This window comes from Streptomyces sp. NPDC018026 (assembly GCF_044327745.1).
Classification (GTDB): domain Bacteria; phylum Actinomycetota; class Actinomycetes; order Streptomycetales; family Streptomycetaceae; genus Streptomyces; species Streptomyces rubrogriseus.
Map to the genome: position 1 here is coordinate 216018 of NZ_JBIRFY010000007.1, position 14215 is coordinate 230232.

At 72.3% G+C, this 14215-nt stretch carries 14 protein-coding genes; 5 read left to right on the forward strand and 9 right to left on the reverse strand.

Annotated features, from left to right (window positions below; all coding sequences use genetic code 11):
- Positions 1-7: 7 nt before the first annotated feature.
- The 4 genes from ACH4D3_RS23030 to argC are packed head-to-tail and all read right to left on the reverse strand — an operon-like array spanning position 8 to position 4306.
- Entirely contained in the window at positions 8-1216 is a 1209-nt protein-coding gene (locus ACH4D3_RS23030; RefSeq protein ID WP_398324816.1) for an acetylornithine transaminase, read from the reverse strand.
- The gene (gene argB, locus ACH4D3_RS23035) at positions 1213-2133 is read right to left on the reverse strand and encodes an acetylglutamate kinase (protein ID WP_003977246.1); all 921 of its coding nucleotides are present in this window, start codon (positions 2131-2133) and stop codon (positions 1213-1215) included. The genes ACH4D3_RS23030 and argB overlap by 4 nt, the downstream gene beginning before the upstream one ends.
- Positions 2130-3281 carry a bifunctional glutamate N-acetyltransferase/amino-acid acetyltransferase ArgJ gene (gene argJ, locus ACH4D3_RS23040; protein ID WP_398324819.1) on the reverse strand — a complete coding sequence of 384 codons (1152 nt, stop codon included), beginning with the start codon at positions 3279-3281 and terminating at the stop codon, positions 2130-2132. Before argJ ends, argB begins: the two co-directional genes overlap by 4 nt.
- Entirely contained in the window at positions 3278-4306 is a 1029-nt protein-coding gene (gene argC / locus ACH4D3_RS23045; RefSeq protein WP_398324822.1) for an N-acetyl-gamma-glutamyl-phosphate reductase, read from the reverse strand. Before argC ends, argJ begins: the two co-directional genes overlap by 4 nt.
- Before the next feature lie 132 nt (positions 4307-4438).
- Between argC and ACH4D3_RS23050 the strand changes: the two genes are divergently transcribed.
- On the forward strand, positions 4439-4903 hold the full coding sequence (locus tag ACH4D3_RS23050; protein ID WP_398324825.1) for a hypothetical protein: 465 nt from the start codon (positions 4439-4441) through the stop codon (positions 4901-4903).
- Here the strand turns inward: ACH4D3_RS23050 and ACH4D3_RS23055 are convergent.
- Together ACH4D3_RS23055 and ACH4D3_RS23060 are read right to left on the reverse strand one after the other, a co-directional pair.
- Positions 4893-5417: an AAA family ATPase gene (locus tag ACH4D3_RS23055; RefSeq protein WP_398324827.1), complete on the reverse strand. Its 525-nt coding sequence runs from the start codon at positions 5415-5417 to the stop codon at positions 4893-4895. The genes ACH4D3_RS23050 and ACH4D3_RS23055 overlap by 11 nt on opposite strands.
- Before the next feature lie 70 nt (positions 5418-5487).
- Positions 5488-7962 carry an alpha-L-arabinofuranosidase C-terminal domain-containing protein gene (locus ACH4D3_RS23060; RefSeq protein ID WP_398324830.1) on the reverse strand — a complete coding sequence of 825 codons (2475 nt, stop codon included), beginning with the start codon at positions 7960-7962 and terminating at the stop codon, positions 5488-5490.
- 142 nt (positions 7963-8104) lie between these two features.
- On the opposite strand from ACH4D3_RS23060, the gene ACH4D3_RS23065 reads away from it, so the two are divergent.
- The gene (locus tag ACH4D3_RS23065) at positions 8105-8557 is read left to right on the forward strand and encodes a DUF6314 family protein (RefSeq protein ID WP_398324832.1); all 453 of its coding nucleotides are present in this window, start codon (positions 8105-8107) and stop codon (positions 8555-8557) included.
- Here the strand turns inward: ACH4D3_RS23065 and ACH4D3_RS23070 are convergent.
- Positions 8520-9140 carry a histidine phosphatase family protein gene (locus tag ACH4D3_RS23070; protein WP_398324835.1) on the reverse strand — a complete coding sequence of 207 codons (621 nt, stop codon included), beginning with the start codon at positions 9138-9140 and terminating at the stop codon, positions 8520-8522. The genes ACH4D3_RS23065 and ACH4D3_RS23070 overlap by 38 nt on opposite strands.
- A 130-nt stretch (positions 9141-9270) precedes the next feature.
- Entirely contained in the window at positions 9271-10710 is a 1440-nt protein-coding gene (locus ACH4D3_RS23075; RefSeq protein ID WP_398324838.1) for a PLP-dependent aminotransferase family protein, read from the reverse strand.
- Between ACH4D3_RS23075 and ACH4D3_RS23080 the strand changes: the two genes are divergently transcribed.
- Positions 10709-11635 (forward strand): DMT family transporter, encoded by a 927-nt coding sequence (locus ACH4D3_RS23080; protein WP_398324841.1) that lies wholly within the window; start codon positions 10709-10711, stop codon positions 11633-11635. The genes ACH4D3_RS23075 and ACH4D3_RS23080 overlap by 2 nt on opposite strands.
- A 41-nt stretch (positions 11636-11676) precedes the next feature.
- Positions 11677-11871: a DUF1918 domain-containing protein gene (locus ACH4D3_RS23085; protein WP_398324843.1), complete on the forward strand. Its 195-nt coding sequence runs from the start codon at positions 11677-11679 to the stop codon at positions 11869-11871.
- A gap of 31 nt (positions 11872-11902) precedes the next feature.
- Here the strand turns inward: ACH4D3_RS23085 and ACH4D3_RS23090 are convergent, their stop codons facing one another.
- Positions 11903-13147 (reverse strand): glycoside hydrolase family 10 protein, encoded by a 1245-nt coding sequence (locus tag ACH4D3_RS23090; RefSeq protein ID WP_398324846.1) that lies wholly within the window; start codon positions 13145-13147, stop codon positions 11903-11905.
- A gap of 137 nt (positions 13148-13284) precedes the next feature.
- Here ACH4D3_RS23090 and ACH4D3_RS23095 point away from each other — a divergent pair, with 137 nt between their 5' ends.
- Positions 13285-14196: a 3-hydroxybutyryl-CoA dehydrogenase gene (locus tag ACH4D3_RS23095; protein WP_398324849.1), complete on the forward strand. Its 912-nt coding sequence runs from the start codon at positions 13285-13287 to the stop codon at positions 14194-14196.
- Positions 14197-14215: the final 19 nt, after the last annotated feature.

Here is a 14215-nt window from a genome sequence, read left to right on the forward strand (position 1 = left end):
CGTCGTCTCATTCTCCGGATCGTCCGTCCCCGTGGGCCGTCTCGGCGGCCTGGTCAAGGATGCCGGGCAGCGCCCCGAGGAACGCCTCCACCACGTCGTCGCCGAGGTTCAGCGCGGGCATCAGCCGTACGACATCGGGTGCGGGCGCGTTCACCAGGATTCCGGCGTCCTGAGCCGCCTGCTGCACCTGGGCGGCGAGCGGCTCGGTGAGCACGATACCCAGGAGCAGTCCGGCGCCCCGGACGTGGGCGACGAGCGGGTGGCCGAGCGCCTCGACCCCGCCGCGCAGCGTCTCGCTCTGCCGCTTGACGTTGTCGAGCAGTCCCTCGTCGGCGATGGTGTCCAGGACGGCGAGTCCGGCGGCGCAGGCGACCGGGTTGCCGCCGAAGGTGGTGCCGTGGTGGCCGGGCCGGAGCAGGTCTGCGGCGCGCCCGAAGGCGACCGTCGCGCCCAGGGGCAGTCCGCCGCCGAGGCCCTTGGCGAGGGTGACGACGTCCGGCAGGACGCCCTCGTGGGCCTGGTACTCGAACCAGTGCCCGGTCCGGCCGACGCCGGTCTGCACCTCGTCCAGGACGAGCAGCGCGCCGGTGGCGGCGGTGATGGCGCGGGCTGCCTTCAGATAGCCGGGGGGCGGCACGACGACGCCGTTCTCGCCCTGGATCGGCTCGATGATGACCAGCGCGGTCTCCTCGGTGACCGCCGCGGCCAGCGCCTGCGGGTCGCCGTACGGCACGTGCGTGACGTCGCCGGGCAGCGGCAGGAAGGGCTCCTGCTTGCCGGGCTGGCCGGTCAGCGCCAGGGCGCCCATGGTGCGGCCGTGGAAGCCGCCCCGGGTGGCGACCATGTGCGGCCGGCCGGTCAGCCGGCCGATCTTGAAGGCGCCCTCGTTGGCCTCGGCGCCGGAGTTGCAGAAGTAGACCTTGCCGTCGCGGCCGAAGTGCTGGAGCAGCCGTTCGGCGAGGGCGACGGGCGGCTCGGCGATGAAGAGGTTGGAGACGTGGCCGAGGGAGGCGATCTGCCGGCTCACGGCGTCCACCACCGCCGGGTGGGCGTGGCCGAGCGCGTTGACCGCGATGCCGCCGACGAAGTCGAGGTACTCCGTGCCGTCGGCGTCCCAGAGCCGGGCGCCCTCGCCGCGCACCAGGGGCAGGCGCGGGGTGCCGTAGTTGTTCATGAGGGTGGCCTGCCACCGCTCGGTCAGCTCTTCGTTGCTCACGACTCCCCCTGTTCGTCGGGCACGACCATCGTGCCGATCCCCTCGTCGGTGAAGATCTCCAGCAGGATCGAGTGCTGGACCCGGCCGTCGATGACGCGGGCGGTGGTGACGCCGCCGCGTACGGCGTGCAGGCAGCCCTCCATCTTCGGCACCATGCCGCTGGAGAGGTCGGGCAGCAGTTTCTCCAGCTCGGACGCGGTGAGGCGGCTGATCACCTCGTCGGAGTCCGGCCAGTCCTCGTAGAGGCCCTCGACGTCGGTGAGGACCATGAGAGTCTCGGCGCCGAGCGCCGCAGCGAGTGCCGCAGCCGCCGTATCAGCATTGACGTTGTAGACATGGTGGTCGTCCTGGGAGCGGGCGATCGACGAGACGACCGGGATGCGGCCGTCCGCGAGCAGTGCCTCGATGGCGCCGGTGTCGATCTCGGTGATCTCGCCGACCCGGCCGATGTCGACGAGCTCGCCGTCGATCTCGGGCTGGTGCTTGGTGGCGGTGAGGGTGTGCGCGTCCTCGCCGGTGAGGCCGACGGCGAGCGGTCCGTGCTGGTTGAGCAGCCCGACCAGCTCGCGCTGCACCTGCCCGGCGAGCACCATCCGTACGACGTCCATGGCGTCCTCGGTGGTGACGCGCAGGCCGGCCTTGAACTCGCTGACGATGCCGTGCTTGTCGAGGGCGGCGCTGATCTGCGGGCCGCCGCCATGCACGACGACGGGCTTGAGTCCGGCGTGCCGCAGGAAGACGACGTCCTGGGCGAAGGCGGCCTTGAGGTCCTCGTCGATCATGGCGTTGCCGCCGAACTTGATGACGACGGTCTTGCCGTGGTGCCGGGTCAGCCAGGGCAGCGCCTCGATGAGGATCTGGGCCTTGGGGAGCGCGGTGTGCTTCCGCGTGGGTGCGTTGCTCGTTCCGTCGCTCATGAGGAGTACGCGCTGTTCTCGTGGACGTAGTCGGCGGTGAGGTCGTTGGTCCAGATGGTGGCCGTGGCGTCGCCCGCGGCGAGGTCGGCGACGATGTGCACCTCGCGGTAGCGCATGTCGACCAGCTCGCGGTCCTCGCCCACGCCGCCGTTCTTGCAGACCCAGACGCCGTTGATGGCGACGTTCAGCCGGTCGGGCTCGAAGGCGGCGTCGGTGGTGCCGATGGCGGAGAGCACGCGGCCCCAGTTGGGGTCCTCGCCGTGGATGGCGCACTTGAGCAGGTTGTTGCGGGCGATGGTGCGGCCCACCTGGACGGCCTCGTCCTCGGTCGCCGCGTTCACGACCTCGACCTTGATGTCCTTGCTGGCGCCCTCGGCGTCCCGGATGAGCTGCTGTCCGAGGTCGTCGCAGACGGTGCGGACGGCCTCGGCGAAGGCGTCGTACTCCGGGGTGACGGCCGAGGCACCCGAGGCGAGCAGCAGCACGGTGTCGTTGGTGGACATGCAGCCGTCGGAGTCGACCCGGTCGAAGGTGACGCGGGTGGCGGCGCGCAGGGCGCGGTCCAGTGCCTCGGTCTCCAGGTCGGCGTCGGTGGTGATCACGACGAGCATGGTGGCGAGGCCGGGGGCGAGCATGCCCGCGCCCTTGGCCATGCCGCCCACCGTCCAGCCGTCCCTGCTGACGACGGACGTCTTGTGCACGGTGTCGGTGGTCTTGATGGCGATGGCGGCCTTCTCGCCGCCGTGTTCGGAGAGCTGGCCGGCGGCCGTCTCCACGCCCGGGAGCAGCTTGTCCATGGGCAGCAGCACCCCGATGAGCCCGGTGGAGCACACGGCGACCTCGCCCGCCCCCGTCCCGAGCACGTCGGCGACCTTCTCGGCGGTGGCATGCGTGTCCTGGAAGCCCTTGGGCCCGGTGCAGGCGTTGGCGCCGCCGGAGTTGAGCACGACGGCGGTCGCCTCACCGCTCTTCAGCACCTGCTCGGACCACAGGACGGGCGCGGCCTTGACGCGGTTGGAGGTGAAGACGCCCGCGGCGGAGCGTCGGGGGCCGGTGTTGACCACGAGGGCCAGGTCGGGGTTGCCGCTCTCCTTGATCCCGGCGGTGATGCCCGCCGCCGTGAATCCCTTTGCTGCCGTCACACTCACGGCGCAACTCCGATCGTCGTCAGTCCGGTGGTCTCGTCGAGACCGAGGGCGAGGTTCATGCTCTGGACGGCACCGCCCGCGGTGCCCTTGGCCAGGTTGTCGATGGCGCTGATGGCGATGATCCGGCCGGCGGCGGCGTCGTACGCGACCTGCACCTGGACGGCGTTGGAGCCGTACACGGAGGCGGTCGCGGGCCACCGGCCCTCGGGCAGCAGGTGCACAAACGGTTCGTCGGCGAAAGCCTTCTCGTAGGCGGCCCGCACCGTCTCGGCGGTGACCCCGGGCTTGGCCTTCGCGGTGCAGGTGGCGAGGATGCCGCGGGGCATCGGGGCGAGGGTCGGGGTGAAGGAGACGGTGACCGGCTCGCCCGCGACCGCGCCGAGGTTCTGGATCATCTCGGGGGTGTGCCGGTGGCCGCCGCCGACGCCGTACGGCGACATGGAGCCCATGACCTCGCTGCCCAGCAGGTGCGGCTTGGCCGCCTTGCCCGCGCCGGAGGTGCCGGAGGCGGCGACGATCACGGCCTCGGGTTCGGCCAGCGCCGCGGCGTACGCCGGGAAGAGGGCCAGGGACACGGCCGTGGGGTAGCAACCGGGCACCGCGATGCGCTTGGACCCCTCCAGCGCGGCGCGGGCACCCGGAAGTTCGGGGAGGCCGTAGGGCCAGGTGCCGGCGTGCGGCGAGCCGTAGAACCGCTCCCAGTCGCCGGGGTCCTTGAGCCGGAAGTCGGCGCCCATGTCGACGACGAGGACGTCCGGCCCGAGCTGCTCGGCGACGGCGGCGGACTGCCCGTGCGGCAGCGCGAGGAAGACGACGTCGTGACCGCCGAGCGCCTCGGGGGTGGTCGCCTCCAGCACCCGGTCGGCCAGCGGCAGCAGGTGCGGTTGCAGCGCGCCGAGCCGCTGCCCCGCGTTGGAGTTGCCGGTCAGGGCGCCGATCTCGACCTCGGGATGGGTCAGGAGCAGACGCAGCAGCTCACCGCCCGCATACCCGCTCGCTCCGGCCACCGCCGCACGTACCGCCATGGAAAACCCTCCTCCTGGAGAGCATGACTATACGTGCCGCTGCACGTTTATGCAACGCCATGCGGTATGGCCCCGGGGCGCCGCCGCAGGTATCGGCTAGCCTGCCGCTTCCGGACTCCGAGCACCGTGGGGGTGGCTGTGCGTGCGTGGGTGGTCGAGCTGGTCGTCGGGCTGAGGCCGTGGCAGCGTGCGGCGCTCGTCGTGTCCCTGTGCGCCCTCGCCATTCCTCTGTGGTTCGCCGCGGGGAACACGGACCGGTATCGGCAGGGGCAGCCGGCCGTGACGGAAGGGTTCGTCGACTGCGAGTGGGACGGGCCGTGCCAGGGCGCGTGGACGCTGGCGGACGGAAGCCGGGGCCGGGGCACCATCGAGGGCCTGGACTTCTACGCCGATGAGGAGCTCGTCGAGGACATCCCGCTCTTCGGCGGCCGCGACTGGGCGGTCACCGACCGCGGGACCCTGCTCCGCCACGCGGTGGCCCAGTACACGGTGGCTCCGGTCGGCGCGGCGCTCGTCGTCTGGATCGCCCGGCGGCGCTCGAATTACAACCAGGAGATGCGTGCGCTGATCCGGCGGTACCGCAGCACTACGCCTTGACGGCCTCCGCGATCCGCAGCGCCGCCTCGGCGGGCGTGAGGTGCGTGGTGTCGACGACCTCGGCCTCGGCGTGCAGCCAGGTGCGGGCGGCCTCGGCGTACGGCTCGAGGTACCGGAGACGGAACGGCGAGTTCGGCCCCAGTACGGTGTCCCCCGCGATGCGCCCCCGCAGGGTCTCCTGGTCGGCGTGCAGGACGAAGTGCCGTACGGGGATCCCGTGCGCGGCGAGGCCGCCCGCGATCTCCCTCCAGTACTCCTCGACCAGGACCGTCATCGGCATCACCAGGGTGCCGCCGGTGTAGTCGAGCACCCGTCGGGCGGTCTCGACGACGAGCGGCCGCCACGGCGGCCAGTGCTGGAAGTTGTCCGTGTCGGGCAGCCCCGGCGTGATGTCCATGAGCGTCTCGCCGACCTTCTCGGCGTCGAACACCCGCGAGTCCGGGAGCAGCTCCCGCACGAGCGCGCCGGTCGTCGTCTTGCCGGCGCCGTGGGTGCCGTTGAGCCATACGATCATGCGCCCACGCTAGCCGCGGACCGGCGGTGCCGTTGCACGGTTTCGCCGGTCCGGGGCGCGAGGTGCCGGGCTACCGCTGCCTGATCCGCAGGAACGTCACGGAGTTCGCCGGGAAGGTGTACGTGAACTCGCTCGCCGCTCCCGAGAAGGTCGAGGTCACCGGGGTGACCGGGGTGTCCGTCTCGGTGTTGACCGCGTCCTTGCCGGCGGCCAGCGTGGTGACCGCGGCCCTGGACGCCACCTTCGCGCCGCCGAGGTCGACGGCGGTGCGGGCCGCGGTGTCCTGGGCGTTGACGACCTTGACGATCAGCTCGCCGGTGCGGTCGTCGCGGGTGACGGTCTGGCGGAAGGGTTCGGCCGGCTTGTCGTCGGTGAAGCCGCCCCACTCCTCGCCGTCGAGGTAGAGGGTGACCTGGCGGCCCCTGACCTTGACGTCGATGTCGTAGGCGCGGCCCGTCTCGATCGACCCGGCCTTGGACAGCAGCGTCGACTTGCCGCCGTCGGAGGCCTGCTCGACGGCGGACCGGGTGTTGTTCCAGCCGCCCAGGTTCCACCAGTAGTGGTTGCCGGTGTCCTTGACGCCGAAGGCGACCAGGAAGCCCTCGTTGCCGGACTTCTTCGTGGCCCTCACGTGCAGGTCGTAGTCGTGCCAGGCCGGGTCGCCCGCCGTGACCATGGTGTTCTCGGCGGCCGTGTCGCTCTGGACGTACTGACCGTCCTGGACCGTCCAGCTGCCGGTGCCCGAGTGGGTCCACTGCGAGGCGTCGCCGGAGAAGTCGTCGGCCAGGAGGGTCTGCCCGTCGGCCGAGGTCACCCGCACGTCGTCGTACGCCGCACTGGTCGCCCAGGTCGACAGGCCGACGGCGCCGGTGATGGGGCCGCTGACGGCGGGGGTGCCGGTGGCCGTGGAGGGGACGACGCGGTCGCCGGTGTTGTTCATGAACAGCTTCTGGACCTCGTAGTTGGCCGAGCCCCAGGACGCGTGGTTGTTGAACCAGATCAGGTCCGGGCTCCACTGCACGTAGTCCTCGTTGGACAGCAGCGGGGCGTAGGAGGCCAGCTTCACCACGTCGGCGTTGCGCTCCAGGCCGGTCATGAACGCGGCCTCGGCGAGGGCGTTCTTCCAGGCGTTGCCCTGGGAGGCGTACTCGCCGAGGAAGACCTTGGGCCCGTTGCGGTCGTAGGAGTCGTAGCGGTCGTTGTTCTGGAGGAACCACTGCGGGCTGTTGTAGTAGTGCTCGTCGACCATCGCGACACCGGCGTCCCGGTTGAGCTGCCAGGCGGTGTCGAAGGTGGTGCCGGAGTCGTCGGGGCCGGAGTTGGAGACGACGGTGATGTCCGGGTACTTCGCCTCGACGGCGGTGCGGAACTGCTCGAAGCGGGCGAAGAACTCCTTCGGGAGGTTCTCCTCGTTGCCGACTTCGAGGTGGGTGAGGTGGAAGGGCTCGGGGTGGCCCATCTCGGCGCGCTTGCCGCCCCACTCGCTGGTGCGGGGGCCGTTGGCGAACTCGATGAGGTCCAGGGTGTCCTGGATGTGCCGCTTCAGCAGTGCGTCGTCGTCGACCGCCTTGTTCTGGCCGCAGCCGGTGACCAGGGCGGGGACGACGGGCAGCGGCATGGCGCCGATGTCCTCGGCGAAGCGGAAGTACTCGTAGTAGCCGAGGCCGTAGCTCTGGTTGTAGCCCCAGAAGTTGGCGTTGGTGGCGCGCTCCTCGACCGGGCCGATCGTATCCTTCCACTGGTAGGACCGCTTGCGCTGCCAGCCGGAGTCCGCGCTGTAGTCCGCCATGGAGCCGGTGTTGACCAGGCAGCCGCCGGGGAAGCGCAGGAAGCCGGGGTGCAGGGCCTCGATCTTCTCGGCGAGGTCCTTGCGCAGGCCGTTCGGCTGGTGCCGGTAGGTGTCGCGGGGGAAGAGGGACACCATGTCGAGGGCGGCGGGGGCGGTGGTGCCGACGGCGAGGCGGCCGCGGTTGCTGGTGCGGGCCGCGGTGAAGGTGGCCGTGTACTTGCGCCACTGCCCCTTCGCCGCCACCTGCCGCGCCTTCGCGAGGGTGCCCGCGGCGTCCGCGAGCGTCACGGTGAGGGTGGTGCCGTGCTCGGCCCGGGACCAGACCGAGAAGTCGTACCGCTCGCCCTTCTCGACCCGGATGCCGGTGTTGTAGCCCGCGTTGGTCACGGTGGAGCCGGCGGCGAGGGAGAGGTAGTTGCGGTTGCGCTCGTTGAGGCGGCCCCCGTCGTTCACCACCTCGGCCGTGCCGTCGGCCGCCCACGCGGTGAGCGGTGTGTACGAGGCGTTGTCGGCGGTGGAGTACTCGAAGGACCGGTTCTGCACGAGTTCGGCGTACAGGCCGCCGTCGGCGGCGCGGTTGATGTCCTCGTAGAAGACGCCGTACATCGTGTCGTCGATCGCGGGGCCCCGGCCGGACGGGTCGACGGTGATCGTGTAGTCGGCGACGGCCTCCGCGTGCGCCGGGGACGGCAGCAGGGCGGATGCCGTCAGGAGGGCGGTGACGCTGAGACCGAGTCTCCAGCGGGTGCGTGACATGGATACTCCGCGGCTCTCACCAGATAGTCGTTCGGGATATCGGACATTGGTCAGCACTTCGAACGGCAAGATAGGGAGGGGGTCGCGGGGCGTCAATGGGTCGCGCGGCGATGAGTGGGCCGGAGCGGGAAAGCGAGTGGAAATGGGCGAGTTGTGGCCGGTGCCCGACGTGCTGGCGTACCTCGCGGGGCGCTGGCGCACCGAGCGGTCGGTGCGGGATCTGGCAGGGGGCCTGGAGGGCCGCTTCGAGGGGCTCACGTCGTTCGACGCGCTCGACGGCGGCGGGCTGACCGGCCGGGAGTCGGGCTCCTTCACCTGGCAGGGCGTGACCCGGCCCGCCGAGCGCACGCTGCGTTACGAGCCGGGGAGCGGGCCGGGCCGGGTGGACGTGCGTTTCGCGGACGGCCGCCCCTTCCACGGCCTGGACCTGACCTCGGGACACCATGTGGCCGACCACCCCTGCGCCGCCGACCTCTACCGGGGCGAGTTCACCGTCCGGGGCCCGGACCGCTGGCGGACGGTGTGGCGGGTGGGCGGCCCGGCCAAGGACCTGCTGCTCACGACGGATTACCTGCGCGAAACGCCGGATGCGTAGCACCCTGGTCCGGCGCCCCCTCGAAGCGGAGGCTCCAGCGGCCGGCGCGGCCCGTCACGGTGGTCGTGGACAAGGGCCGGACGTCCAGGTTCCAGTAGGTTCCGGGCGGCGCCTTCAGCGCGTAGACCAGCGCGGCCCGGATCACGGAGGGCTCGGCCACGGCGACGATCCGGTCACCGTCCTCCCCGGGGCGGGTGTCGAGCCAGCCGCCCACCCGGGTGATGAACCCCAGCAGCGGCTCCCCGCCGTGCGGGGCCGACCGGGGGTCGGCGAGCCAGGCGTCCACGGCCGCCGGTTCGCGGGCCATGGCCTCACCGAGCGTCAGACCGCGCCATCGGCCCATGTCGCAGTCCCGCAGGGCCAGTTGGGACAGCGGCGCGCAGCCGATGGCGTCACCGGTGGCACGGCTGCGGGGCGTGGGCGAGCAGTAGCGCAACTCGGCGGCGGCGAGCGGCAGCAGGTCGCCCGCGGCGCGCAGCGCCTCGTCCCATCCGGCCTGGTCCAGCGGCCGCTCGTCGTCGAATCGCTCGGCGAGCAGCGGTGAGCTGCGCGCAGCCGCGACGAACGTGACCCGAAGCGCCATGCGGTGATGGTGGAGCCGGAAGGTGTCCGGGTCAAGGGTTGTTACCTGTGGGTCACCCAGGGTGTGTCACGGCTCACCGACCGAAGGCGGACGCCGACCACTGGTCCCCGTACGCGTCGGCGAGAGCGCGTCAGCCGCCCCACACCTCCTGGCAGGCGGTGCGCAGGCGCCGTATCCCTTCCGCGATCTCCCCGACGTTCGCCACCGCGGCGAAGCTCAGCCGGAAGTGGGCGGCCGGGGGTTCGGCGCTGAAGTACGGGCGGCCCGGGGTGATCGCGACGCCCGCGCGCAGGGCGGCCGAGGTGAGGGCGGTCTCCTCCGTGCCCTCGGGCAGCCGGGGCCACAGGTGGTAGCCGCCGGAGGGGACGTGGGCCAGGGAGATCTCGGGGAGGTTCAGCCGCAGTGCGGAGGTCATCGCGTCCCGGCGGGCCCTCAACTCGGCCGAGACCGCACGCAGGTGGCGCGGCCAGGCGGGCGAGCCGACGAGTTCCAGCGCCGCCTCCTGGAGCGGCCGGGGCACGAAGAAGGTGTCGACGATCTGAATGGCGCGCAGGCGTTCGAGGACCGGCCCGTGCGCGGCCAGGGCGCTCACCCGGAAGCTGGGCGAGGTCGCCTTGGTCAGCGAGCAGACGTGGACCACGACCCCGTCCGGGTCGTCGGCGGCGAGCGGGGCGGGCAGCGGGCCCGCGTCCTCGTGCACGAGCCGGCGCACGAAGTCGTCCTCCACGACGAAGGCGCCGGCCGCCCGCGCGATGCGCAGCACCTCGCCGCGCCGCTCGGGGGCGAGCACGGCGCCGGTCGGGTTCTGGAACAGGGGCTGGCAGACGAAGACCCGGGCGCCGGTGGCGCGGAAGGCGTCGGCGAGCAGGGCGGGCCGTACGCCGTCGGCGTCCACGGGGACGGGCACCGGGCGCAGGCCGGCCGCCCGCGCGATGGCCAGCATGCCGGGGTAGGTCGGGGACTCGACGAGCACGGGGGTACCGGGCGGGGCGAGCGCGCGCAGGGCGGTGGCCAGCGCGGACTGGCCGCCCGCGGTGATCAGCACCTCGGCCGCCGTGATGGCGCCGCCGATGCCCCGCGCGAACCACTCCCGCAGCTCCGGCAGCCCCTCCATCGGCGGCCGGCCCCAGGCGCCGGGCCGCCGTCCGGCCCGGGCCAGGGCCGCCGCCATCGCCCGCTCCGGCTGCAACGAGGGGTGCAGGTACCCGCCGTTGAACTCCACGACGCCGGACGGCGGGGCCGCCAGCGAGACCAGCACCCCGGAGGCGTCCACCGAGCGCGGTACGAGGTCGGCGGCGCCGTCGGCGCTCAGCGCCACCTCCTGCCAGGAGGTGTCCCCGGCGGGTGCGGCCGGGGGGCGTGGCCGGGCACGGAAGGCCCCGGCACCGGGCCGGGTGACCACCAGCCCCTCGGCGGCCAGCTGGGCCAGGGCACGGGAGACCGTCACCGGGCTGACCCGGAACCGGTCGACGAGGGCGCGGCTGGACGGGAGCTTTCCGCCCGGTGAGTAGCGGTCAAGCTCTCGCCGCAACACAGTCACCAGGTCAGCGACACTGCTACGCTCTTGCATGAGAGCACAGAGTAGCGCTACCGCGTCACCCCGGATAGCAGTCGGCGCCCCCGGCGCGGACACCGGCAGTGCGTCCTTCGGCACCGCCCAGGCCGCCCTCGGCGTCGTCGCCTTCTCCCTCACCTTCCCCGCCACCGCCTGGGGCCTGGAGGGCTTCGGGCCCTGGTCCCTGATCGCCGTGCGCAGCATCCTCGCCGCCGCGGTCGCCGGGGCCTGTCTGGTGGTGCTGCGGGTGGCACCGCCCGAGCGGCGGCACTGGCTGGGTCTCGCGGTGGTGGGCGCCGGGGTGGTCCTCGGCTTCCCCCTGCTCACCACGCTCGCCCTGCAGACGTCGACCACGGCGCACGCCGCCGTCGTGGTGGGCCTGCTGCCGCTGACCACCGCGCTGCTGTCCGCCCTGCGCGTCGGCACCCGCCCCTCGCGCACCTTCTGGATCGCGGCCCTGGCGGGCGCGGCGGCCGTGATCGCCTTCACGGTGCAGCAGAGCGGCGGCGCGCTGACCTCGGCCGACGCCTATCTCTTCGCGGCCCTGCTGGTGTGCGCCGCCGGCTACACGGAGGGCGGCCGGCTGGCCCGGGTGATGCCGGGGTGGCAGGTCATCGGCTGGGCGCTGGTGCTGTGCCTGCCGCTGACGGTGCCGATGGCGGCGGTGGCACTGTCCTTCGAGCCGGTGCACCTGACGGCGCACGCCGTGACCGGGCTGCTGTGGGTGGCGATCGGTTCGCAGTTCCTCGGCCTGGTCGTCTGGTACCGGGGCATGGCGGCGATCGGCATCCCCAAGGCCAGCCAGTTGCAGCTGGCCCAGCCGCTGCTCACACTGGTGTGGTCGGTACTTCTCCTGGGCGAGCACCTGCCGGTGGCCGCTCCGCTGACGGCCGCGGCCGTACTGGTGTGCATCGCGGTCACCCAGCGGGCCAGGGGTTAGCGCCCGCCCTCGGGCCACACACAGGTGAGGAGGCCTCACGGATGCACGCAACCAAGGGCGACCAGCTGGTCCAGCACGGCCGGGTGGTCGGTGAGCACGACAAGGTCGCGGAGATCGTCGAAGTGATGGGCGACAAGGGCACTCCCCCGTACCGGGTCCGGTTCGAGGACGGGCACGAGGCCGTGTGCTCGCCCGGCCCCGACTCGGAGATCCGGCACAAGGAGACCCGGCTGTAGCTCAGGGGCCGCACCCCCGCGTCGGAGCGGTTCAGCGCGGGGCGGCGGCCGGCTGCGTGTAGTGGTCGGCGGCCACCCGCGCCATCGCGCCGCCGCGGTCGTCGGCGACGTCCTTGGCCGAGAAGTAGACGTGCCCGCGGACCTCCGGGTACCGAGCGGCCAGCGTCAGGTGACGGGAGAGTTCGGCCGGGTCCTGCCAGGCGGCGGGCTGCGCCGGGTCCCCGGACTTGTACAGCGCCTCGCCCACGTACAGCTGGGTGCGGCTGCCCCGGGCGGTCTCCGCCCACCAGGGCAGCAGCTTCGCGTAGTCGGCGCCGTCCAGGCCGATGTTCCAGTACAGCTGCGGCACGACGTAGTCGATCCAGCCCTCGCGCACCCACTTGCGGGTGTCCGCGTACAGGTCGTCGTACGTCTGCACGCCCGCCCGGGTGTCGGAGCCGCGCTCGTCGGTGGCGGAGTTGCGCCACACGCCGAAGGGGCTGACGCCGAAGCGGGCGGCAGGCCGGACGTCCTTGACGCGCTGCGCGGTCTCGCGCACCAGCCGGTCGATGTTGTCCCGCCGCCAGTCGGCCTTCGTGGCGAAGCCGGTGCCGAACGTGCCGAAGGTCGCGCCGTCGGCGAAGCTCTGGCCCGCCACCGGATACGGGTAGAAGTAGTCGTCGAAGTGGACCCCGTCCACCTCATACTTCGCCACCGCGTCCATGATCGCGTCCTGGACGAAGGCCCGGACCTCGGGCAGCCCGGGGTTGTAGTAGAGCTGCCCGCCGTACGGCACCACCCACCCGGGGTTCTTCCGCGCGGGGTGGGAGGAGACGAGGCGGGCCGGGTCGTCGTGGGTGGCGACGCGGTACGGGTTGAACCAGGCGTGCAGTTGCAGGCCGCGGGCGTGGGCCTCCTTGACCGCCGTGCCCAGCGGGTCCCAGCCCGGGTCGCGGCCCTGGCTGCCGGACAGGTACTGCGACCACGGCTCGTGCGCCGAGGGCCACAGCGCGTCGGCCGTCGGCCGCACCTGGAGGATCACCGTGTTGAGGCGGTGCCGGACCGCGTTGTCGAGGTGCTCGATCAGCTCCGCGCGCTGCTCGGCGGCGCGCAGCCCCGCGCGGGTGGGCCAGTCCCGGTTGGCCACGGTCGCCAGCCACATCCCCCGCATCCCGGCGGCGGCGCTGCGCGGGGGCACCGGCTTCGCCGGACCCGGGGTCGCTGCCGACGCCTCGGGCACGAGCGTGAACGCCGACAACGCCGCCACCGTGAAGGCACGGCGCGAGACACCGCCCATGGGAAGACCTCCTGAACGCTGTGGATCCGTACGGTCACGGATCGTGTACGGAGCCTCAGCATGCCCGACCCGGGAGACGGAACCGTGACCATTCGGGGGTAACGTGCTCGATCGGAGCAGGCGCCGGGGACCCCGGCATGCCTGCGGCCAGCAGTGGAGTCAGCGAAAGGGACGATGTGACCGGCATCTCGGGAGATATCGCACGCGTCGGCGTGGTCGGCTGCGGTCAGATGGGGGCGGGCATCGCCGAGGTGTGCGCCCGCTCGGGTCTGGAGGTGATGGTCGCCGAGACCACCGGCGAGGCTCTGGAGATCGGCCGCACCCGGCTGTACAACTCGCTGGCCAAGGCGGCCGAGCGCGGCAAGATGACCGAGGAGGAGCGGGACGCGACGCAGGCGCGCCTCAGCTTCACCACCGACCTCGGCGAGTTCGCCGACCGCGACCTGGTGATCGAGGCCGTCGTCGAGAACGAGCAGGTCAAGACCGAGATCTTCCAGGTGCTCGACCAGGTCGTGACCCGGCCGGACGCGATCCTGGCCTCCAACACCTCCTCCATCCCGCTGGTGAAGCTGGCGGTCGCCACCTCGCGGCCCGACCACGTCATCGGCATCCACTTCTTCAACCCGGCCCCGGTGCAGCAGCTCGTCGAGCTGATCCCGGCGCTCACCACCTCCGAGGGCACGCTCAGCCGGGCCCAGCTGTTCACCGAGAAGGTGCTGGGCAAGCACGCGATCCGCGCCCAGGACCGCTCCGGCTTCGTGGTCAACGCGCTGCTGATCCCCTACCTGCTCTCCGCGATCCGGATGTTCGAGTCGGGCATCGCCAGCCGCGAGGACATCGACAACGGCATGGAGATGGGCTGCGCCCACCCGATGGGCCCGCTGAAGCTGGCCGACCTGATCGGCCTGGACACGGTCGCCTCGGTGGCGTACTCGATGTACGAGGAGTACAAGGAGCCCCTGTACGCCGCTCCCCCGCTGCTCCAGCGCATGGTCGACGCGGGCCGCCTCGGCCGCAAGAGCGGCTCGGGCTTCTACGCCTACGGCTGACGCCGGTCGCGGCGCCGCT